A 20,851-nucleotide genomic window follows, 5' to 3' on the forward strand; every position below is an offset into this window, starting at 1 on the left:
AGTATGAGACCCTGATCGATGCCGATGCGCTGCTGCTGGTAACTGAGTGGCCTGAGTTCCGTTCCCCGAACTTTACAGTGGCCAGCAAACTGATGAAAGACAAAGTAGTGTTTGACGGCCGTAACATCTACGATGCCAAAGAGCTCAACGAAAAAGGCTTCACCTACTATGGCATTGGTGTAAAACAGCCCGCTGAGCAACTAAAAGCAACTGTGTAACCATGACGAAGAAACGCGTACTTATTACAGGCGGAGCCGGTTTTCTGGGCTCACACCTTTGCGATAGATTTTTGAAAGAAGGCTATCATGTAATAGCCATGGATAACCTGATAACAGGTAACCTGGAAAACATTGAGCACCTGTTCAAACTACAGGATTTCGAGTTCTACCACCACGATGTGTCCAAATTTGTGCATGTGCCCGGTAAACTTGACTACATCCTGCATTTTGCATCGCCCGCCAGCCCGATCGACTACCTCAAGATTCCAATTCAGACCCTTAAGGTAGGTTCGTTAGGCACACACAACCTGCTGGGTTTAGCGAAAGCAAAAGGTGCCCGCATGCTGATAGCTTCTACCTCGGAAGTATACGGCGACCCGCTGGTGCACCCGCAAAGCGAAGATTACTGGGGCAATGTGAATCCGGTTGGTCCGCGTGGCTGCTATGATGAAGCCAAACGTTTCCAGGAAGCTATGACGATGGCCTACCACATGCACCACGGGTTGGAGACACGCATTGTGCGTATTTTCAATACTTATGGCCCGCGCATGCGTTTGGATGATGGTCGTGTACTACCGGCTTTCCTGAGCCAGGCATTGCGTGGCGAACCGCTTAGCATTTTCGGAGATGGTTCGCAAACCCGCTCGTTCTGTTATGTTGATGATTTGGTGGAAGGCATCTACCGTCTGCTGCTCAGCGATTATGCGCTGCCGGTAAACGTAGGTAACCCATCGGAGATAACTATAAAAGAATTTGCCGAGGAGATCTGTAACCTGACCGGGGTAGAACTGAAAGTGGAATACCAGCCACTGCCGAAGGACGATCCGCAGAAACGCCAGCCGGATATTACCAAAGCCCGCGAAATACTGGGCTGGGAGCCAAAGGTTGACCGGGCGGAAGGCCTGCGCAGAACACTGGAGTATTTCAAAGAGAAAATACAGACACCTGCCGTAACAGTAGCAAATGCTTAAACCGGTAGTTTTATAAGCACACAGGCCCTGGATCTATAGTTCAGGGCCTGTCTTGTTTTATAGCTATAGTTCATCGCTCAGGAGTATATCGCGCAGCCGCTCACCAGCCTTGCCGTCAAACTTATACAGCCACTCTTCTTCAAACTTTTTCTTGTGCGGCAACTGCTGCTGGTGTAACTGGTCTATATTTTCCAGGGCCACCGGTAATTCATCTAAACTATAGACAGGATGCGCTACGCCTGCATCTATAAACGATTTAGATACATCGAGCCTGCCAGCGGGGTGGTTTTCTAATGTTATAAGCGTTGTGTGTGGCATAGCAGCAAGGGGGAGCAGGTAAGTAGAGTAAAACCCAAGCACGATCGGTATACTACCAACTATATCCTGAAGCCTGCTGTCGTCAATCAGTTCAATGTTTTTAGAATACTGCCAGATAGTAATGTCCTGTAACGGGTGAGGTTTTATATAAACCTTATAGTTTAGGAGTTGCGTAATGTGTTTTAACCGCTCTGCAAAATCCACTTTATAAGCAGGTGTCCAGCCTAACAGGTGATGTTCTGCCAACGGTTGATCAATAAAAATAATGGCTCTTTGCACAGCCAATTGGGTAACAGAGGCTAATTTATCATAATACGGTATGCCGATATACCTGACCGGGTGATCCGGTGGCAAATGATCAACTATTTTATGGATCTTAAATACACCTGCGCTAAATGAAATATAATTTTGAGCGATGCGATCTAAGGTTTTTATTGAACTGGCAAGCTCTACAAACGAGGATTGGCTTCTGGCTTTAAACCAGGTTTTCAAAAATACTTTATCATCGGCGTTAAAGCAGTTTATACTGCGTTCTAAGAAAAGCCTGTTCCGTAGGCGGGCACTAACTATAGAGATCTTGGGCAGGACTGGTTTTTTTTGTTTCGATTTAGCTGCCAACTCAGCATTAATAAGATAATCTGCCCTGAGGCCATGTTCTAAATGGTACGTAGGGATGCCCGCACGCTTGCAGGCAAGATTTAAGATAACATGGTTGTAAGACTCGATAGCAAGAAATACTACCTTATCCGGCTTCAGGCGTTGTAACAGCATATTCACATCCCTGAACTGACTCCAATACACTGGCTCACCATATTTTAAATAGGACTTATTTTGCTCCTCTTTTGGTGAAATGTACTCCAGGAAGGTGAAATGGCAGTAAGTCAATGCTTTGTCGAGCATCGAGAGGTAATCGGTTCTGCAATAGTTACCAACAAAAAGGATCTCAGGTTTGGGCATCCTATAGTTTTAAAAGACCACAATTTGATTGTGTTTCTTATCTTTAGTCAGAATTATACTCTGGGAGAATGGCTGTTAATGTACTTCATTTTATTGAAACGCTCGGTAAAGGGGGCGCTGAAATATTATTTGTTGAGTACATTAATGCTTTGCCTGAGGAGTTTAATAACATTGTGGTATACATGCGGCCTCCCCAGGAGTTGCTGCCAGAACTGCAAAATGTTAAAGCTGTATACTGTCTGAACTATACGGGTAAAAAAGATATCCCGGGAAATGCATTACGGCTAAATAGCATCATCAGGCGGCATCAGGTTAGCTTACTACACACGCATCTGTATTGGCCAACTATTATAGCCCGGCTCAGCACAACGTTCAGTAAAATTCCCTTACTCTTTCACGTGCACAGCCTTATCTCAGAGGATGCTTTCAAACCCAACATACTTAGTAAATACGTAGAGCAGTTAACCTATAGAAGCCGTCATGCAGCCATTTTTGTGTCAGAGACAGCAATGAAGGATTACCAGCGCTATATTAAAACCTCAGGCAACACGGCTGTGCTTCATAACTTTGTGCGAGATAGTTTTTTTAAAGATGCTGGTAGTAGGCAACCCATAACTCCAAATAAAGAACTGAGGTTAGTATCAGTAGGAAACCTGAAGCCACAGAAAAATCAGTTGTTCCTGATAAAATGTATGCAGCAGCTTTCAGGCCAGGGGATAACACTGGATATTTATGGCGAAGGTGATTACAGGCAGGAGCTGGCAGCATACATAAAACAGCACAACATCACGCATGTAAAACTCAGAGGCAGTAAGGAAAATTTACACGATCTTTTAAAAGAGTATGATGCTTTCGTTATGGCATCGGCTTACGAAGGTTTTTGTATAGCCATGGCTGAGGCAATGGCGCTTGGTCTTCCGTGTCTGGTGCCCGATACAAGTGTCTGGAGAGAAGTATCAGGAGGAACCCAGCAGTATTTTGAACCTGACAATGAATTAAGTTTTGTATCCGGTGTACTGCATCTGTTCAACAACCCTCAGGAGCTAAAGCGGTACTCTGATGCTGCACAGGTCTATGCCATCCGGTATAAGAAGCAGGAATTTATCGCTCAACTGGTACGCCTGTACTATAGCCCACTCCGGAAAGATGGCTAAGGGTATGAACGTGATGCTAATAGGTTACTGGTCTCTAACAGATAGCCTGACAATTGCGACCATATACCCATGGTTGCAGTTAATGCAGCAGGATAGAAATATTGCCAGTGTCGTTTTCGTGACTATTGAGAGGGAGGAGTACAGGGGAGCAAATACACTACAGTCCTTACCAAAAATAATTCATTGCCCGCTAAAGCCCTTGCCAAGTAGGTACGCACTACTGACTAAAACCAGTGATTTTATCATGTTCCCCCGGAAGATATCTGCTATAGCAAAAGAGCATTCCGTAAAACTGATACTGGCACATGGTGTATTAGCCGGAGCCCTGGCATACAAAGTCTGGCGCCGCACGGACTTGCCATTTTATGTAAGTTCGTTTGAGCCTCACGCGGACTATATGGCTGACTCCAGCGTCTGGGGTTCTTATAGCTTAAAATACAGGATTCAGAAATACTGGGAGCATAAGCAGCAAAAGCTTGCATCTGGCCTAATTACAGTAACCCATGCATACCGGGAATGCCTGATACAGGACAGGGTACAGGCAGCAAAGGTGAAAACTGTTTGTAGCCCTGTGCAGACTACTGAGTTTGAGTTTGATAGTGGCAGCAGGGATGGAGTCCGAAAACAGCTCAACTGGCAAACAGCAACTATAGGCATTTATACCGGCAAGTACGGTGGACTATACTATAACGAAGAAGCCTTTCAGATTTACCAGAAGTGTTTTGAACTGATTCCGGATTTCAGGCTGATCATCCTTTCCCCGCAGCCAGAAGGAGAGATTCTGCAGCAACTGCAGAAGCATGACATAAATCAAAAAAAGGTGTTTATTGCTTCAGTTCCTCACGAAGAAGTACCTATGTACCTCTCGGCGGCTGACTTTGGTTTTGCTACATACAAACTAGGGCCATCAAAAAAGTATCTTTCCCCGGTTAAAGTGGGCGAATACTGGGCCAATGGGTTGCCGGTATTGCTTACAGAAGGCGTGGGGGACGAAGGCGAAATTATAAAACAAGAAGGAGGCGGTGCGCTTTTTAACCTGCAACAACCTGGCAGTCTGGAGCGAGCTATCCAGCAGATTCAAATGATAATTCAGGACCCTGCGCACAGGCAGCAAATTCCGGCGCTGGCGGTAAAATACAGGTCTCCGGAGAGGGTGCGGGAAGCGTATGCGTACTTTTTTAACCAACAACTGTCTGGTAAATGAAAGTGCTGTTTATAGTGCCGTATCCGGAGGGGAAGGCTGCCTCGCAACGCTACAGGGTAGAACAGTGGCTGCCGGTGTTGCAGGAAAGAGGCATCAACTATAGCTTGGCACCTTTCTGGGATGTTACTACATCGGCAGTACTTTACAGGCAAGGCTATAGTTTGCAGAAACTTATCGGACTGGCCAAAGGGATGCTCCGCCGGCTAAAACTGTTATTCCAACTCAATAGCTATAGTTACATTTTTATTCATCGTGAGGCAACGCCGGTTGGGCCGCCCTGGTTTGAGTGGTTCGCTGCGAAGTTGCTCCGCAAAAAAATAATCTTCGATTTTGATGATGCTATCTGGCTACCTAACACTACAGAAAGCAACAGCATTGCCGGCAAGTTTAAATGGCATCAGAAAACAGCACAACTTATCAGGTGGAGTTATAAAGTAAGCTGCGGCAATCATTACCTGCAGGCGTTTGCCCGGAACTATAGCCCGGAGTCGATATACCTGCCTTCAGTTGTAAATACGTCGCTAAACTATAGCAAACAAAAGGAACAGCAAACACCTATAGTTACAATTGGCTGGGTTGGCTCGCATTCCACGTTACCTTACCTGAAACTGATAGAACCTGTGCTGCAAAAGCTGGAGCAGAACTATAGTTTTAAGTTTGTCGTGGTAGCCGACCGTAAGCCCGACCTGCAGCTGCAGTCGTTGCAGTTTATAGTTTGGGATGAAACAACAGAGTTAGATAACCTGCTGACCTTCAACATCGGGGTAATGCCGTTGCCGGAAACCGAATGGGCCAGGGGGAAATGTGCCTTTAAAGCGATCCAGTACATGGCGTTGGGTATTCCTGCAGTGGTTTCGGCGGTGGGGGCAAACATGGTAGCGGTGCCCGATGCTATAGTTGGTTACACCTGCACAAGCCAACAGGAATGGTACGAAAAACTGGAACTGCTACTGTTAAATACGGATGAAAGAGAAAAGTTAGGACGTGCCGGCAAACTATGGATAGAGCAGGCGTACTCGGTACGGGCAAGGCAACAAACTTTTCTGCAACTCTTTACTTAACCTTTTTATTCGCCTTCAGCCAGGTGCGGGCTTCTTTAAAAGTCGATGATTTTTTCTCGCTTGCATTCAGCACAATGGTATAGTAGCGCTTGGCCTGGGACTTATTTTTCTGCTGATCGCTGATACGGGCAAGGTTGAGGTAGGAGTTGATAAAATACCCTGATTCGCGCTCATCCGTCATCTCGGCGTACATGATCGATTTGAGGTAATACTGCTTGGCTTTGTCAAGGTCGCGGTACTTGTTCTGGTTAATGTAGCCCAGTATATACGTAGCATAGCGTCCGCTTACACCTTCATAGCCCGGCATTCCCTGGTCCAGTTTGTGCAGTATTTCTTCCGATACACGCTCGGCCATGGTAAAATGACCCTGCACAAAGAGCAGACGCGCATAAAAACGTTGGAAGTAAGCATTGTCAGGGTATTTTTCGGCCAGCGTTCTGGCAAGTTTCATCGATTCGCCCAGGTCACCTTCTTCGTTGGCATAGATCTTCATCAGGAAGAACTTGGCTTCGGTACCGGTATAAAAACCATTGTTAGCAACATGGCGCAGCTGCTTCAGACCCAGTCGTTTGTCACCGTTCGGGAAGAACAGCAGCACCGGACGCAACATTTTATAGTTCTCGTGTATCCATACGGCGTAGTAATTGAACAACGCTTCTCCAAACAGGAACTCAGGGCTCAGACCGTTACCTGCTTTCGCGATCTCCATATACTCCAGGGCACGTTTGCTGTGCACGGTAGCTTTGCGCCAGTTGCTGCGCTCAGAGTGCAGTCGCGCCGAAAAGCCATTGGCGGCAGCTAAAAAGAAGGCTGCCTCGGTGTTATTCTCGTTTTTTTCGTATAGTGCTTCTGCCTTCTGGATGGTTGTATCCATGTAAGCAAAGAACAGGTTATCATACTGGCGGGTCTGGATGTTGGTAGGCACAATTTTCCACCACTGACTCAGGCCCATCAGGAAATAGGGTAGCGGATGGTCCGGGTAGCGGCGGCGAATGGATTTGAACTGCTTTTCGGCACGCTCATACTTAAAGTTGTACATGTTATCCACGGCACCTTCCAGCTCGTACTGCACATCTTTGTTCAGCAGCAGCATGCCTTTTATCTTCAGGGCAGCGGGTAACACTTCCACCGTTTCCATAGTAACCTGGCGCATTGCGGTTGTATCACCAACAGAGCCCTGTTTTTGGGCCGAAGCCACAACAGGTAAAAGTAAGCCTAAGGTGATGTACAAAAACTTCTTCATGTGAAATTGTAAAATTCTGTTTTCTAATGCGCCACTTACTACCTGTTACAGCAGCAATGAAAGTACAACTTTTCTGTTAATTTTGAGTCGAAACCCAAATCTACAAACATGCAGCTCCTGAAACAACTCTGCCAGATACATGCTCCGTCAGGCAACGAAAAAAATATGACTGACTTCCTGCTAAACTATATCGAAACACATAAAGTTCAGTGGAAGGTGCAACCGGTTATAGTAAATAACGAAGATTTCCAGGATTGTATTCTGCTTGTTTTCGGGGAGCCCCGTGCAGCCGTTTTCGCCCATATGGACTCTATTGGTTTTACCGTGCGCTATGGTAAACAACTGGTGCCGATTGGCGGACCAGCCACCAAAACAGGCTATAAACTTACCGGCGCCGACAGCCAGGGCGAAATAAACTGCACGCTTAACTATAACGAAGAAGAGGAGGAGCTACAATATACGTTTGACCGGGAAATTGAGCGTGGCACCGAACTTACTTTTGCCTGCGACTTCCGGGAGACCGAAGAAACCGTGCAAAGCTGCTACCTCGATAACCGCCTGGGCGTTTGGGTTGCCTTAAGGCTGGCCGAGACACTGGAAAACGGTATTATTGCTTTTAGTTGCTGGGAAGAACATGGCGGCGGCTCTGTAGCGTACCTGGCCAAATATATTTACGAACATTACCACGTTCGCCAGGCGCTTATTGCCGATATTACCTGGGTAACCGAAGGGGTGCAGCCGGGCAAAGGTGTCGTCATCTCGATGCGCGACAGCCTGATTCCGCGCCGCTCGTATGTGCAGAAAATCATAACTATAGCCAAAGAAGCCGGAGTGCCTTACCAGCTAGAAGTAGAAGGAGCCGGTGGCAGCGATGCCAAAGAACTGCAAAAAGCTGCTTACCCCTGGGACTGGTGCTTTGTAGGTGCCCCCGAAGACAATGTGCACACGCCAGACGAGATCGTGCACAAAGATGACATAGTTAGTATGGTGAAACTATACCAGGTGTTAATGGAGAAACTGTAAGGAAGTAAGAAGTCCGAGTTAGAGAAGTAAGAAGTAAGTATGGCTTATACTTTCAGCTAATACCTATCTTTTAGTTATACTTGGTTTTTATAGAAAAACGTGGCCCAAAGCTGCGTTTTTTGCTTTTAAACTATAGTTGAGCCGATCTCTGCAAACTATAGCAGCAACCCGTTCAGAATAAGAAATATAGCTGCTGCGCTGCAAAAGCGTTTTTCAGTCAAATTATTTGGAATATTCAAGCCAAACTCATTTCTTTAATAGCTATATTCAAATATTCTTTAACCTTAACACTCTTAACCCTTTTAAATGGAAAATATTCTTTACGCGATTCCTGCTCTTGGACTGGCGGCCTTACTGTATACTTTTATACGGTCGGCGTGGGTAACGAAGCAACCGGCAGGCAACGAGCGCATGACGGAGATTGCGCGCCACATTGCGGATGGCGCTATGGCTTTCTTGAAAGCAGAGTACAAAGTGCTCTTCTATTTTGTAATAATTGCATGTATCTTTTTAGGCTACCTGGGTGCCACCGGCGATAACTCGCACTGGTCCATTGTGATAGCCTTTGTTATTGGTGCTGTTTTCTCGGCAACAGCCGGCTTTATAGGCATGCGCATTGCTACCAAAGCAAACGTGCGTACCGCCGAAGCAGCCCGTACCAGCCTTTCGCGTGCCCTTAATGTGTCGTTTGCCGGTGGTTCGGTAATGGGCATGGGCGTAGCCGGTTTAGCAGTGCTGGGTCTTGGTTCTCTGTTCATCGTGCTTTACTATACATTTGTGTACAGCACTGGTGCCAGCGTAAACGGCCACGAAATGGAAGTTGCCCTGGAAGTACTGACCGGTTTCTCGCTGGGTGCTGAAAGTATAGCCCTGTTTGCCCGTGTAGGCGGTGGTATCTATACCAAAGCTGCCGACGTGGGTGCTGACCTTGTAGGTAAAGTAGAAGCCGGTATCCCGGAAGACGATCCACGTAACCCTGCAACTATAGCTGATAACGTAGGCGATAACGTAGGCGACGTAGCTGGTATGGGAGCCGACCTTTTTGGTTCTTATGTAGCAACTATACTTGCCACGATGGTACTTGGCCGCGAGGTGATTGCTACAGATAATTTCGGCGGTTTGTCGCCGGTTATACTTCCAATGCTGATCGCTGGTCTGGGTATCGTATTCTCTCTGATAGGTATGCTGTTCATTCGTGTAAGCGAAGGCGGCGATGTGCAGGCTGCCCTTAACCGCGGTAACTGGATCTCTGTTATCCTGACAGCTATCGGCTCTTACTTTGTGATCCACTGGATGCTACCGGAGCAGATGAACCTGCGTAACTTCGATTTCTCGGCGCAGGATGTGTTCTGGGCGGTTATAGTTGGTCTGGTGGTTGGTACGTTAATGAGTATCATCACAGAGTACTATACCGCTATGGGCAAGAAGCCTGTGAACTCTATCGTACAGCAGTCCTCTACAGGCCACGCTACCAACATTATTGCGGGTATAGCGGTAGGGATGCACTCTACAGTATTGCCTATTATAGTTCTGGCAGCAGGTATCGTTTTATCTTATGCAGCAGCAGGTTTATACGGTGTGGCTATCGCAGCTGCCGGTATGATGGCAACTACGGCTATGCAGCTGGCAATTGATGCCTTCGGTCCGATTGCCGATAACGCCGGTGGTATTGCTGAAATGAGTGAACTACCAAAAGAAGTACGTGGGCGCACCGATATCCTGGATGCGGTAGGTAACACAACAGCAGCAACCGGTAAAGGCTTTGCTATTGCTTCTGCTGCCCTTACATCGCTTGCCCTTTTCGCCGCTTTCGTAGGTATTGCAGGCATCGATTCTATTGACCTTTACAAAGCGCCCGTTTTAGCTGGTCTGTTTATTGGTGCCATGATCCCGTTCATCTTCTCGGCGCTGGCCATTGCAGCGGTAGGTCGTGCTGCTATGGCGATGGTGCACGAAGTACGTCGTCAGTTCCGAGAAATTCCGGGTATTATGGAAGGAACCGGTAAACCGGAGTACGAAAAATGTGTGGCGATCTCAACCAAAGCAGCTATCCGCGAAATGATGTTGCCAGGTGCTATTGCACTTATCGTTCCACTTATAGTTGGTTTCGGCCTGAATGGTGTGTTCGAAGATACGCCTTCTGCTGAAATACTGGGTGGCTTGCTGGCCGGTGTTACTGTGTCTGGTGTGCTGATGGCGATGTTCCAGTCTAACGCCGGTGGCGCCTGGGATAACGCTAAAAAATCGTTCGAAAAAGGGGTGATGATCAATGGTGTGATGGAGTATAAAGGTTCTGATCCGCACAAAGCATCTGTAACCGGAGATACCGTAGGCGATCCGTTCAAGGATACTTCCGGTCCGTCTATGAACATCCTGATCAAGCTGATGTCGATCGTGTCGCTGGTAATAGCGCCGCATATTTCAACTGAGCAAACGCCGGATATACCCGAAGAGCTGAAACTGACGCCAGGTGAAGTGCGTGTAACGCCCGTGCCAGCGCAAACTATAAACCCTGAAAACACCGTAACTATAGCCGGCGTTGCAGCAAAGTAACCCAACTATAGTTTACAAGTATAAAGAAGCCCGGCGCAATCGTCGGGCTTCTTTTTTTATCAAAACCTAAAATGCTACCTTTGTACAAGTCACCAATACCCGAACTATGAACCCCCGGACCATTACGCTGCACGACTGCGACTTTAGCACTTACCTGTACGAAGAAGAAATAATTGCCCGTATCAGCATGCTGGCCGAGCAGATAGACAAGGATTATGAAGGTAAAAACCCGCTTTTCCTGGCTGTGCTCAACGGTTCGTTCATGTTTGCCGCCGACCTGATGAAACGCGTAACCATACCCTGCGAGATCGCCTTTATCCGGCTATCGTCTTACCAGGATATGAACAGCACTGGCAAGGTGAGGGAAGTACTGGGGTTGACAGAAGACGTGCAGGGCCGCCACATTGTGGTGCTGGAAGATATCGTGGATACCGGTCATACCGTGCATAACCTGATCAACCAGCTCCAGGCAAAAGGCCCGGCATCGGTAGAGGTAGCCTCGCTGTTGTTAAAACCGGACTGCCTGCAGCATCAGTTGAATGTAAAGTATGTAGCCAAAGCCATTCCGAATGATTTTGTGGTGGGCTACGGGCTGGACTACAATGGCCTGGGCCGCAACCTGCGCGATATCTACAAGATCGTGTCTTAAAAGATTTATACTTAATAAATTATAGTCGCAGCGGGTTGGAGTGAAGCGCTGTCTAAAAAAATAAGCACTTCAGGAATATTATACCTATTTTTGCTTTTTACTATAAACTAAGATATGCTTAACATCGTTTTGTTCGGTCCTCCAGGTGCTGGAAAAGGCACGCAAAGTCAGAAGCTGATCGATAAATATAACCTGATCCATTTATCTACCGGCGACCTGTTGCGCTCTGAGATTGCAGCAGGCACTGAACTGGGCCTGAAAGCCAAATCCCTGATGGATAATGGCCTGCTGGTTCCGGATGAAGTTGTGATCGGGATGATCTCTAACAAAGTACAGGAAAACAGAACTGCCGGCGGCTTTATATTCGATGGTTTTCCGCGCACTGTGCCTCAGGCGCAAGGGCTGGATAAACTGTTGTTAGAGCACGGTACCGAGATCTCCTGCATGATCGCCCTGAAAGTAGACGACGAAGAGCTGACCAAGCGTTTGCTGCTGCGTGGTAAAACATCAGGCCGCCCCGACGACCAGAACGAAGAACTGATCCGTAAGCGTGTGGAGGAATATAATACCAAAACCACCCCGGTGGCGGACTATTATTCCGGACAGGGTAAGTATTTTGCAGTAGATGGCATTGGCGAGATCGACGAGATCTTTAGCGATATCTGCCGTCAGATAGATTCTCTGAAAGCGGAGAAAGAGAAGAAAGAAGAAAATTAACATTTTACAGCGCCTGCGCGCGCAGGAATACCAGATTTGGCATCATCCAACTTTATAGATTACGTTAAAATATGCTCGCGCTCCGGACACGGCGGCGGCGGCTCTGCACACCTGCACCGCGATAAAAAAACGGCAAAAGGTGGGCCTGATGGTGGCGATGGTGGTCGTGGCGGCCATGTTATACTGAAAGGCAACTCTCAACTATGGACGCTGCTGCACCTGCAGTACCGCAAGCACGTAATTGCCGAAAACGGCCATAACGGTGGGCCAAGCCACTCAACAGGCGCCCAGGGCGAAGACCAGGTACTGGAAGTGCCGCTCGGGACAGTTGCTAAAAACGCCGAGACCGGCGAAATAATGTGCGAGATAACCGAAGACGGCCAGGAAATAATTCTTACGCCCGGTGGCCGTGGCGGACTTGGGAACGCGCATTTTAAATCGCCAACCAACCAGACACCACGCTATGCACAGCCCGGCGAAGAAGGCCGCGAAGAATGGGTGATCCTGGAGCTTAAACTGCTGGCCGATGTTGGTCTGGTAGGCTTCCCGAATGCCGGCAAATCTACGTTGCTTTCTGTAGTTTCGGCAGCGAAGCCTAAAATTGCCAATTATCCTTTCACTACGTTAGAGCCTAACCTGGGTGTAGTTGCTTACCGCGATTACCGCTCTTTTGTGATGGCCGACATACCGGGTATCATAGAGGGTGCCTCGGAAGGAAAAGGGCTTGGTCTGCGCTTTTTGCGCCATATAGAGCGGAACTCCATGCTGCTGTTTATGGTTTCCTGTGAGAGCGCCGACATTGCGGAGGAATATAAGATCCTGCTGCACGAGCTGGAAACCTATAACCCGGAGCTGCTGGACAAAAAGCGCATTCTGGCAATCACAAAATCTGATATGCTGGACGAAGAACTGGAGAATGAGATGCTGAAAACACTTCCTCCTGATCTTCCGACCGTGTTCATCTCCAGCATAACCGGTAAAAACATTACGCAACTAAAAGATATGATCTGGAACGCTCTGAACAGCTAAGCCAGTTATCTACAACTATAGTTACAGATCGGTAGAGGCTCTCAGGCTATCTACCGATTTTTTTTAACGCCTGCGGCTTAAATTTTGAATGACTGACTTGTGAATAATCGAATATGAACTATAGGATTCAATTATTCAGTTATTCAATCATTCAGAATTATAAAGTGCCATTCTGGCACGCTTGCCGGTTTGGCAAGGGAATTGAAAAGACAAGATAGACCTATTCATCTAACTTTTTTAAGGCATTATGTCAGATAAAGATATTAAAAAAGAACAGGAGCACGAGGAATTGCAAGAGAACACTGCCAGTGCTGAAACGGAAGAAAACCTGAACCAGGTTGACGAAACCGAAGAATCCGGAACTGAAAAACAGGAAAACGGCGCATCTGCAGAGTTGGCAGAAATGAAAGATAAGTACATCAGGCTGATGGCGGAGTTTGAAAACTTCAGACGTCGTACGGCCAAGGAGCGCCTGGAGCTGATTAAAACAGCCAACGAAGACCTGATGACTGAACTGCTGCCCGTGCTTGATGACATGGAGCGTGCGCGCCAGTCGATGGAAGAAACCAAAGAGGTGGATGCGTTGTTGCAAGGCCTGGAACTGGTGTTCCATAAACTGAGACAAGTAACACAACAGAAAGGTTTACAGCCGATGGGTACCAAAGCAGGCGATACGTTTGATGCGGATATGCACGAGGCTGTTACCCAGACACCGGCCCCGTCTGATGAGCTGAAAGGCAAGATTGTGGACGTGATCGAGAAAGGGTACACATTGAACGACAAGGTGATACGTTTCGCTAAAGTTGTAATAGGAGCGTAAGCAAATGGCTAAGAGAGATTATTATGAGGTGCTGGAGGTAAGCAAGGGGGCCAGTCAGGAGGAAATAAAGAAAGCTTACCGGAAGTTAGCCATCAAGTACCACCCGGATAAAAACCCGGATGACCATACCGCTGAAGAAAAGTTTAAGGAAGCTGCAGAAGCCTACGAGGTGCTGAGCGACCAGCAAAAACGCCAGCGTTACGACCAGTTCGGCCATCAGGGTATGAACGGCGGCTTTGGCGGTGGCGGCATGAACATGGAAGATATCTTCTCTCAATTCGGGGATATCTTTGGTGGTGGCAGCCCCTTCGAGAGCTTTTTTGGTGGTGGTCGCTCAGGTGGCGGACGTCGTCAGCGCAAAGGCAGCAACCTGCGCATAAAGCTTAAGCTGAACCTGGAAGAAATTGCTAACGGCGTTGAGAAGAAGATAAAAGTAAAACGCTACGTAGCGTGCAGTACCTGTGGTGGTAACGGTGCCAAAAACGGAACCGACATGCAGACCTGTAACTCGTGCCAGGGCTCGGGCCAGGTGCGCAAGGTAGTAAATACCATGCTGGGCCAGATGGTGAGCACGGCTACCTGCCCTACCTGTAACGGCGAAGGCCGCATTGTAACCAGAGGTTGCGAGGTGTGCCAGGGTAGCGGACGTGAATTGCAGGAAGAAGTGATTACGATAAACGTACCGGCCGGTGTAATGGATGGCATGCAGCTATCGATGAGCGGAAAAGGAAACGTGCCGGAGCGCGGTGGTATAGCCGGCGACCTGCTGATCCAGATCGAGGAAGAAGCGCACCCAACCCTGAAGCGCGACGGCAATAACGTGATCTTTGACCAGTACATCAGCTTTATGGATGCTGCCCTTGGTGCCGATATCGAAGTGCCAACTATAGGTGGCAAAGTAAAAGTGAACATCAAGCCAGGTACACAAAGCGGCGAGATCTTCAGACTGCGTGGCAAAGGTATCAAAGACATTAACGGTTATGGCAAAGGCGATCAGCTGATCCATATCAACGTCTGGACACCGAAGAACCTGAACACTGAGGAAAGAGCGATGCTGGAACGCCTGCGCGAATCTGATAACTTTGCGCCACACCCGGGCAAAAACGAAAAAGGCTTCTTCGAGAAAGTAAAAGACTACTTTCAGTAAACGATAAAAGCATAAACTATAGAAAGCCGGTTCTTCAGCAGAAGGACCGGCTTTTTGTTTTAAGCCTGCAACTATAGTTACTTCATCCGGCTATAGTTATAGTTTGTCGAAAAGTATAGTATAAAACACATATAGTGTTGCCGTTCTGAGCGGATAAAGCTATTTTTGATTACAACAAATGGTTTTCAGCTTTGAGCATTTTAAAGATAGATAGCGTTTCGAAACGCTATGCCAACCATACTGCCCTCGATAATGTAAGCTTTTCGATTCCGGCTGGCTGTATTTTTGGCTTACTTGGCCCGAACGGTGCCGGTAAAACTTCCCTCATCCGCATTATAACCCAGATAACCGGAGCCGACGAAGGCGAGATCTACTTCCGGGGTGAGCGCCTGAAACCCGACCACATAAAGGACATGGGCTACCTGCCGGAAGAGCGCGGCCTTTACAAAAAAATGAAGGTAGGGGAGCAGCTGCTGTACTTAGCGCAGCTCAAGGGGCTGTCTAAAACAGATGCCACGGCCCGCATTAAAGGCTGGATAGACAGGCTGGAGATACGCGAGTGGCTGGATAAGAACATCGAAGACCTGTCGAAGGGGATGCAGCAGAAAGTACAGTTTATTGCGACCGTACTGCACGAACCGGCCCTTATTATTCTGGATGAACCTTTCTCTGGTTTCGACCCGATCAACGCCAACCTGATAAAAGACGAGATACTGCGCCTGCGCGATAATGGGGCTACGATCATTTTCTCGACGCACCGCATGGAGTCGGTAGAAGAGCTTTGCGATAACATTGCCCTGATCAACCGCTCTAAAAAAGTGCTGGACGGGCCGGTACGCGAAATCAAAGATGCTTATAAAACCGACACATTTCAGGTGATCGGCAACGGCCATCTGCTCATTACCTCTCCGGATTTTGAAGTGCTGGAGCAACACGAGAACCACGGTGTTTTCAGGGCAAACGTAAAACTACTGAACGGCACCAAGCCAAACGATCTGTTACGCTATCTGATAGAAAGGGTAGAAATTCACTCTTTTGTGGAACTGGTACCAAGCATAAACGACATTTTTATCCGTAAAGTAAAAGAAACACACCATGCATAAAATCTGGCTTATTATACAGCGCGAGTACCTGACGCGGGTGCGCAAAAAAAGCTTCATCATCATGACGCTGTTAACGCCACTGCTGCTGGCTACCTTCATGATTCTGCCTGGTCTGTTAATTACCATGTCGGGGGAAGAGGAGACGGTAATGGTGCTGGACGAAAGCGGCCTGTTTGAAGGCAAGCTGGAAGACAAAAAAGACCTGAGATTCGTGCCGCTGTCCGGTAGTCTGGAGCAGGCTAAAACCGTGTACCAGGAAACCGACAACACCGCACTGCTTTACATCCCGAAAATTTCTATCGATGACCCAAAGGGCATAACGGTGTATGGCAAGAAGAACACAAGCCTTCAAACCCAGATACGCCTGGAAGAAGCCCTTGAAAAAGAGATCGAGAATCAACGTTTCCTGGCATCCGGACTGAACCGTGAGACGCTTAAAAAAGTAGAAGCCAACATTAAACTGAATACCATTAACCTGAGCGACGAAGGCGAGAAAGATAACAACGCCATCATCACCTCAGCGGCAGGTGTGGTAGCAGCCATCATCATTTACTTCTTTATCTTTTTGTATGGCGTACAGATCATGCGCGGCGTGATCGAAGAGAAAACAAACCGTATTGTGGAGGTGATCATTTCGTCAGTAAAGCCATTCCAGCTGATGATGGGTAAGATCATAGGTATCGCGGCGGTTGGTCTGACGCAGTTCCTGCTTTGGATCATCCTTTCATTTGTAGCGGTTACAGCCGTGTCGGCAGCGTTTGGCATTGATGCGGCCCCAAGCCCGATGGAGCAATACCAGGCCGGCAGAGTAGCTGCTGAAGGCGAAAGCATTGAAAACCTGGAGCAGGAAACCCCCGAAGAAGCTGCCGCCAACAGCGATGAGTTTGCCAACACGATACAAGACGTAACGGAGAGCTTTGCTAACCTGCCGCTGCTGCTTATACTGGGCTGCTTCCTGTTCTATTTCTTAGGCGGATACCTGTTGTATGGCTCGCTGTTCGGGGCTATTGGTGCTGCCGTTGATAACGAGACCGATACGCAACAGTTCATGATGCCGATCACTATTCCACTGGTCATTTCCTTCATCATGTCTTACTCAGTGGTGCTGAAAAACCCTGACGGAGCCGTAGCATTCTGGATGTCGATCATTCCGTTTACATCGCCTATCGTGATGATGGTGCGTGTGCCGTTTGGCGTGCCGGCCTGGGAGTTAGCCTTATCGATGGCGCTGCTGGTACTTGGTTTCATCTTCACTACCTGGATCGCGGCGCGTATTTACCGAGTAGGTATCCTGATGTATGGCAAAAAGATAAACTATAAAGAACTCTCGAAGTGGTTGTTCTACAGAGTGTAAACTATAGCTGAAAGTATAGGGAGCCGGTGCAGCAATGTACCGGCTCTTTTTGTATATTAGATATATGAGAAGAGACTTAGATTTAATTCGTGTAATACTGTTAGAAGTTGAAAAAGCTGAATCAATAAGTGATGGATTAGACCTCTGTATTGAAGGCTATACTGATAAAGAGATTAGTTACCATGTTAAGTTGCTTTATCAAGCAGGTTATTTAGAAGCAAATGATGATTCTTGTAGAGAAACACCTGATAAATGGAGTCCTAAAAGTCTAACTTGGCAGGGACATGAGTTTCTTAATGCAGCCAGAGATAAAACTATATGGAATAAGGCAAAAGGAAAGATTGGAGACAAACTATCATCAGTCCCATTTGACTTCCTTAAAGCATATCTTAATCTAACTTTAAAGGAGCATTTTGGACTAGAGATTTAAGCAGGTTTAATCAAAACTTCCGGATCAGGAAAACGCCTGCAATAAGTAAGATTACTCCAACTATACGGATTAGCGATACTTCTTTAACCGGAAAACCCAGCCAGCCAAAATGGTCGAAGATGACAGCGAAAATGAGCTGACTGGCAACTATAAGCCCTATAGTAGTGGCAGCACCTAAGCGGGGAGCAACTATAACTACCGCTGTAATGTAAAATGCACCTAACAAGCCTCCAACGTATAGCCACCACTGCCCCTTAAAACCGGTAGGTTGTAATAATGCATTTCGGTCGGTGAAGAGCAGGTATAATAAGATACCCAGCGTACCAACTACAAACGAAATTAACGCTGTGAACACCGGGTTATTAGTTAAAAAATTTAGTTGGGAATTAACGCCTGTTTGTACCACTACAGCTAACCCGGCAAGCAATGCGAGAAAAAGATATAGTTCTTTCATTTTTGAATCGTGAGGGTTGAAGATACGAAAGAGCTGTAAAATCAGCTTATTTGATTTGCATTGGGAATTTGTATATTGCTGTACTCTAAAACTATAGTTCCGGATAATGCGCACCGTACTTATAAATCTACTTCTGTTTTTTATGGCAGCAACTATAGCCACAGCCCAGGACAAACCTGCTTACAAGCTCTTTACTAAAGATGGCAAAGAAGTGAAGTACAGCAAAATGCTGGATGAGCTGAAAAAAGCCGAAGTAGTGCTGTTTGGCGAGCAGCACAACGACCCGATTGCGCATTGGTTGCAGCTGGAAGTGGCCAAAGACCTGCACAAAACCCACGGGCAAAAATTAAGCATTGGCGCCGAAATGTTTGAAACCGATGTGCAACTGGTGCTGGACGAATACCTGAGCGGTAAAGTAGCCGAGAACAATTTTGAGCAGGAAGCAAGGCCGTGGCCCAACTATAAAACAGACTATAAACCGATCGTTAAGTTCGCTAAAGAAGCTGGCATTCCCGTGTTGGCAACCAATGTGCCGCGTCGCTATGCGGCTATAGTTTCGAAGGGCAGTTTAAGCGCACTGGAAGGACTGACACCTGAAGCCAAAGCCTTTATCGCACCATTGCCTATAGTGGTAGATATGAACCTGCCAGGCTATCAGAACATGTTGAGTATGTTCGGCGGCAGCACACACGGCAATACCAAGGCCGAAAACATAGTGCAGGCCCAGGCCCTGAAAGATGCTACGATGGCGCACGTTATACTGGGGCAAACAACCAAAGGCAACAAACTGCTGCACCTGAACGGCGCTTACCACTCCGATAACTTCGAAGGCATTTACTGGTACCTGAAGCAAAAACAGCCAAATCTGAAAGTAGCAACAATTACGACGGTAACGCAGGAGGACCTGAAAAAGCTAAGCGAAGAGCACCTGCAAAAGGCTGATTTTATACTGGTAGTGCCCGCTGCCATGACCAAAACATATTAGGCTGTAAAACACCAAAGCCCGGCGGTTAGGCCAGGCTCTGATGATATGAAGAGAAAAAAGGTAACGTATTAAGCAGAGAATGAGCTTCCGCAACCGCAGGTGCTTTTTGCCTGTGGGTTGTTAAAGGTAAATCCGCGGGCGTTCAAGCCGTCCTGAAAATCTACTTCCATGCCCATTACATACATGCCATGCTTTTTGTCCATGATCAGGGTAACACCTTCTAACTGAAAGGTCTCATCCGATTCTTTTGGTTTATCAAAACCAAGCAGGTACGACATGCCCGAGCAACCGCCGCCCTGCACACCAATGCGCAGTCCGTAGTCAGCCGGCACGTTCTTCTCGGCCATAATATTTTTAACTTCCGCTAAAGCTTTCTCAGTTATCGTAATAGGAGCTGTTCTTACTTCTGTTGCCATAGTTGTTTTGTTTCTAACAGGTAGCAAAGTTACGCATTTCTGAAGATATATACGTACCAGTGTTATGCCTTACTATCTAAACAGCTACAGGGCAAAAATGATTTCAGGAACATTAAATTAATTTTTTACGATATTTAACGTTCTAAAACCGATACCATGGAACTGATCATAGATATTCTGAAAATTACGATTCCGGGGCTGATTGTAGCCATTGCCATGTATAAACTGGTGCAAAACCAGACCGAGCGCGACTATAAACTACGCCTGATGGAGTTGAAACAGAAAAACGGCGAAGTCGTGATTCCGATCCGCTTGCAGGCCTACGAGCGCATAGTGCTGTTGCTCGAGCGCATCACACCAAGCAACCTGCTGCTGCGTGTAAGCGGCGCCGGCCATACGGCTTCTGATTACCACCGCATGCTTTTAAGCGAAATCCGCAACGAGTTCAGCCACAACATGTCGCAGCAGGTGTATATGAGCGAGCAGGCCTGGCAGCAGGTAAAACACGCCCGCGAAGATGTTGTGAACCTGATCAACAAGACCTACCAGGAAATGGAAGACAAATCAAAAGGTACGGACCTTGCCAAACGTATCCTGGAAGCCATTCTCGCCAGCGAAAACGACCCTACCGCCCGCGCTATCGGTTTTGTAAAGCAGGAGATTGCGCAGGTGTTTTAGTCGGAAGTTTGTCGTGAGTTTTACGGAATACCAGTACTGCTGACTATAGTTTGATAAGCTATAGTTTCCCTATTGGTCCTGTCGAGCATTCTTGAGACGTGAGTCGAAAAGAGCCAGCGTAGCTATAGACATCTTACGTGTCATATAGTTCTTTCCCTCTCATTTGTCATTTCGAGTGTAGCGAGAAATCTATCTCAGACTATTGTTTGTGAAGACCTCACAATGTGCGCAGCTCCTGTGAGTGTCTGGTGATATAGTTTGTTTTGCCTACTGCTGGAACCAAGCCGTTCATTTCATAGCCACTCTTCATCCAGGGAGCTCTACTTACCTACAGTTTTATAGTTAAATTGGCTCCCTCCTGGGCCGG

21 protein-coding genes are annotated in these 20,851 nt (G+C 47.3%); 17 read left to right on the forward strand and 4 right to left on the reverse strand.

Annotated elements, in window-relative coordinates; translation table 11 throughout:
* Both H7F15_RS07280 and H7F15_RS07285 read left to right on the forward strand, forming a co-directional pair.
* On the forward strand, positions 1–218 hold a 218-nt coding region (locus H7F15_RS07280), incomplete at its 5' end, for a UDP binding domain-containing protein (protein WP_255481138.1).
* Between the two features lie 2 nt (positions 219–220).
* Positions 221–1,189, forward strand: coding sequence for a UDP-glucuronic acid decarboxylase family protein (locus tag H7F15_RS07285; protein ID WP_185196316.1), 969 nt, complete (start codon positions 221–223; stop codon positions 1,187–1,189).
* 63 nt (positions 1,190–1,252) lie between these two features.
* On the opposite strand, the gene H7F15_RS07290 is transcribed toward H7F15_RS07285, so the two are convergent.
* Positions 1,253–2,464: a polysialyltransferase family glycosyltransferase gene (locus H7F15_RS07290; RefSeq protein WP_185196317.1), complete on the reverse strand. Its 1,212-nt coding sequence runs from the start codon at positions 2,462–2,464 to the stop codon at positions 1,253–1,255.
* 68 nt (positions 2,465–2,532) lie between these two features.
* Here H7F15_RS07290 and H7F15_RS07295 point away from each other — a divergent pair, with 68 nt between their 5' ends.
* The 3 genes from H7F15_RS07295 (at position 2,533) to H7F15_RS07305 (ending at position 5,883) form a co-directional block, all read left to right on the forward strand.
* On the forward strand, positions 2,533–3,618 hold the full coding sequence (locus H7F15_RS07295; RefSeq protein ID WP_185196318.1) for a glycosyltransferase: 1,086 nt from the start codon (positions 2,533–2,535) through the stop codon (positions 3,616–3,618).
* A gap of 244 nt (positions 3,619–3,862) precedes the next feature.
* Positions 3,863–4,822, forward strand: coding sequence for a glycosyltransferase (locus H7F15_RS07300; RefSeq protein ID WP_185196319.1), 960 nt, complete (start codon positions 3,863–3,865; stop codon positions 4,820–4,822).
* Positions 4,819–5,883: a glycosyltransferase family 4 protein gene (locus H7F15_RS07305; protein WP_185196320.1), complete on the forward strand. Its 1,065-nt coding sequence runs from the start codon at positions 4,819–4,821 to the stop codon at positions 5,881–5,883. The genes H7F15_RS07300 and H7F15_RS07305 overlap by 4 nt, the downstream gene beginning before the upstream one ends.
* On the opposite strand, the gene H7F15_RS07310 is transcribed toward H7F15_RS07305, so the two are convergent.
* Positions 5,876–7,126 (reverse strand): M48 family metallopeptidase, encoded by a 1,251-nt coding sequence (locus H7F15_RS07310; RefSeq protein ID WP_185196321.1) that lies wholly within the window; start codon positions 7,124–7,126, stop codon positions 5,876–5,878. The two genes, H7F15_RS07305 and H7F15_RS07310, sit on opposite strands and share 8 nt — an antisense overlap.
* 108 nt (positions 7,127–7,234) lie before the next feature.
* Between H7F15_RS07310 and H7F15_RS07315 the strand changes: the two genes are divergently transcribed.
* From H7F15_RS07315 to H7F15_RS07360, 10 genes are all read left to right on the forward strand, one after another.
* Positions 7,235–8,149, forward strand: a complete 915-nt coding sequence (locus tag H7F15_RS07315) for a M20/M25/M40 family metallo-hydrolase (protein WP_185196322.1) — start codon at positions 7,235–7,237, stop codon at positions 8,147–8,149.
* A 306-nt stretch (positions 8,150–8,455) separates the two neighbouring features.
* The gene (locus H7F15_RS07320) at positions 8,456–10,702 is read left to right on the forward strand and encodes a sodium-translocating pyrophosphatase (protein WP_185196323.1); all 2,247 of its coding nucleotides are present in this window, start codon (positions 8,456–8,458) and stop codon (positions 10,700–10,702) included.
* A 106-nt stretch (positions 10,703–10,808) separates the two neighbouring features.
* Positions 10,809–11,351, forward strand: a complete 543-nt coding sequence (hpt, locus tag H7F15_RS07325) for a hypoxanthine phosphoribosyltransferase (protein ID WP_185196324.1) — start codon at positions 10,809–10,811, stop codon at positions 11,349–11,351.
* 114 nt (positions 11,352–11,465) lie between these two features.
* Positions 11,466–12,068, forward strand: coding sequence for an adenylate kinase (locus H7F15_RS07330; protein ID WP_185196325.1), 603 nt, complete (start codon positions 11,466–11,468; stop codon positions 12,066–12,068).
* A 36-nt stretch (positions 12,069–12,104) separates the two neighbouring features.
* Positions 12,105–13,097 carry a GTPase ObgE gene (gene obgE, locus H7F15_RS07335; protein ID WP_185196326.1) on the forward strand — a complete coding sequence of 331 codons (993 nt, stop codon included), beginning with the start codon at positions 12,105–12,107 and terminating at the stop codon, positions 13,095–13,097.
* 247 nt (positions 13,098–13,344) lie between these two features.
* Complete coding sequence (locus tag H7F15_RS07340) at positions 13,345–13,917, forward strand: nucleotide exchange factor GrpE (RefSeq protein WP_185196327.1); 573 nt, start codon at positions 13,345–13,347, stop codon at positions 13,915–13,917.
* Positions 13,918–13,921: 4 nt separating this feature from the next.
* A complete protein-coding gene (dnaJ, locus tag H7F15_RS07345) occupies positions 13,922–15,064 on the forward strand; it encodes a molecular chaperone DnaJ (protein WP_185196328.1) in 1,143 nt (380 codons plus the stop codon).
* 191 nt (positions 15,065–15,255) lie between these two features.
* A complete protein-coding gene (locus tag H7F15_RS07350; protein ID WP_185196329.1) occupies positions 15,256–16,167 on the forward strand; it encodes an ABC transporter ATP-binding protein in 912 nt (303 codons plus the stop codon).
* On the forward strand, positions 16,160–17,521 hold the full coding sequence (locus tag H7F15_RS07355; RefSeq protein ID WP_185196330.1) for an ABC transporter permease: 1,362 nt from the start codon (positions 16,160–16,162) through the stop codon (positions 17,519–17,521). Before H7F15_RS07350 ends, H7F15_RS07355 begins: the two co-directional genes overlap by 8 nt.
* A gap of 64 nt (positions 17,522–17,585) precedes the next feature.
* Positions 17,586–17,951, forward strand: coding sequence for a DUF2513 domain-containing protein (locus tag H7F15_RS07360; RefSeq protein ID WP_185196331.1), 366 nt, complete (start codon positions 17,586–17,588; stop codon positions 17,949–17,951).
* A gap of 10 nt (positions 17,952–17,961) precedes the next feature.
* On the opposite strand, the gene H7F15_RS07365 is transcribed toward H7F15_RS07360, so the two are convergent.
* Positions 17,962–18,405, reverse strand: coding sequence for a DMT family transporter (locus tag H7F15_RS07365; protein WP_185196332.1), 444 nt, complete (start codon positions 18,403–18,405; stop codon positions 17,962–17,964).
* A 106-nt stretch (positions 18,406–18,511) separates the two neighbouring features.
* On the opposite strand from H7F15_RS07365, the gene H7F15_RS07370 reads away from it, so the two are divergent.
* Positions 18,512–19,390 (forward strand): ChaN family lipoprotein, encoded by an 879-nt coding sequence (locus tag H7F15_RS07370; RefSeq protein ID WP_185196333.1) that lies wholly within the window; start codon positions 18,512–18,514, stop codon positions 19,388–19,390.
* A 68-nt stretch (positions 19,391–19,458) separates the two neighbouring features.
* On the opposite strand, the gene H7F15_RS07375 is transcribed toward H7F15_RS07370, so the two are convergent.
* Entirely contained in the window at positions 19,459–19,806 is a 348-nt protein-coding gene (locus H7F15_RS07375; protein ID WP_185196334.1) for an iron-sulfur cluster assembly accessory protein, read from the reverse strand.
* Between the two features lie 156 nt (positions 19,807–19,962).
* Between H7F15_RS07375 and H7F15_RS07380 the strand changes: the two genes are divergently transcribed.
* Complete coding sequence (locus H7F15_RS07380) at positions 19,963–20,484, forward strand: hypothetical protein (RefSeq protein WP_185196335.1); 522 nt, start codon at positions 19,963–19,965, stop codon at positions 20,482–20,484.
* Positions 20,485–20,851 lie beyond the last annotated feature (367 nt).

This window comes from Pontibacter sp. Tf4, assembly GCF_014212495.1.
Lineage (GTDB): Bacteria > Bacteroidota > Bacteroidia > Cytophagales > Hymenobacteraceae > Pontibacter.

What these genes read in the sequence shown, in the direction of transcription:
- H7F15_RS07310 (WP_185196321.1), bottom strand. Translation starts at nt 7,126, where the DNA reads ATGAAGAAGTTTTTGTACATCACCTTAGGCTTACTTTTACCTGTTGTG.
- H7F15_RS07330 (WP_185196325.1), top strand. Translation starts at nt 11,466, where the DNA reads ATGCTTAACATCGTTTTGTTCGGTCCTCCAGGTGCTGGAAAAGGCACG.
- H7F15_RS07305 (WP_185196320.1), top strand. Translation starts at nt 4,819, where the DNA reads ATGAAAGTGCTGTTTATAGTGCCGTATCCGGAGGGGAAGGCTGCCTCG.
- hpt (WP_185196324.1), top strand. Translation starts at nt 10,809, where the DNA reads ATGAACCCCCGGACCATTACGCTGCACGACTGCGACTTTAGCACTTAC.
- H7F15_RS07365 (WP_185196332.1), bottom strand. Translation starts at nt 18,405, where the DNA reads ATGAAAGAACTATATCTTTTTCTCGCATTGCTTGCCGGGTTAGCTGTA.
- H7F15_RS07295 (WP_185196318.1), top strand. Translation starts at nt 2,533, where the DNA reads ATGGCTGTTAATGTACTTCATTTTATTGAAACGCTCGGTAAAGGGGGC.
- H7F15_RS07370 (WP_185196333.1), top strand. Translation starts at nt 18,512, where the DNA reads ATGCGCACCGTACTTATAAATCTACTTCTGTTTTTTATGGCAGCAACT.
- H7F15_RS07355 (WP_185196330.1), top strand. Translation starts at nt 16,160, where the DNA reads ATGCATAAAATCTGGCTTATTATACAGCGCGAGTACCTGACGCGGGTG.
- H7F15_RS07320 (WP_185196323.1), top strand. Translation starts at nt 8,456, where the DNA reads ATGGAAAATATTCTTTACGCGATTCCTGCTCTTGGACTGGCGGCCTTA.
- H7F15_RS07300 (WP_185196319.1), top strand. Translation starts at nt 3,863, where the DNA reads ATGTTCCCCCGGAAGATATCTGCTATAGCAAAAGAGCATTCCGTAAAA.
- H7F15_RS07360 (WP_185196331.1), top strand. Translation starts at nt 17,586, where the DNA reads ATGAGAAGAGACTTAGATTTAATTCGTGTAATACTGTTAGAAGTTGAA.
- H7F15_RS07340 (WP_185196327.1), top strand. Translation starts at nt 13,345, where the DNA reads ATGTCAGATAAAGATATTAAAAAAGAACAGGAGCACGAGGAATTGCAA.
- H7F15_RS07380 (WP_185196335.1), top strand. Translation starts at nt 19,963, where the DNA reads ATGGAACTGATCATAGATATTCTGAAAATTACGATTCCGGGGCTGATT.
- H7F15_RS07375 (WP_185196334.1), bottom strand. Translation starts at nt 19,806, where the DNA reads ATGGCAACAGAAGTAAGAACAGCTCCTATTACGATAACTGAGAAAGCT.
- dnaJ (WP_185196328.1), top strand. Translation starts at nt 13,922, where the DNA reads ATGGCTAAGAGAGATTATTATGAGGTGCTGGAGGTAAGCAAGGGGGCC.
- H7F15_RS07285 (WP_185196316.1), top strand. Translation starts at nt 221, where the DNA reads ATGACGAAGAAACGCGTACTTATTACAGGCGGAGCCGGTTTTCTGGGC.
- H7F15_RS07315 (WP_185196322.1), top strand. Translation starts at nt 7,235, where the DNA reads ATGCAGCTCCTGAAACAACTCTGCCAGATACATGCTCCGTCAGGCAAC.
- H7F15_RS07290 (WP_185196317.1), bottom strand. Translation starts at nt 2,464, where the DNA reads ATGCCCAAACCTGAGATCCTTTTTGTTGGTAACTATTGCAGAACCGAT.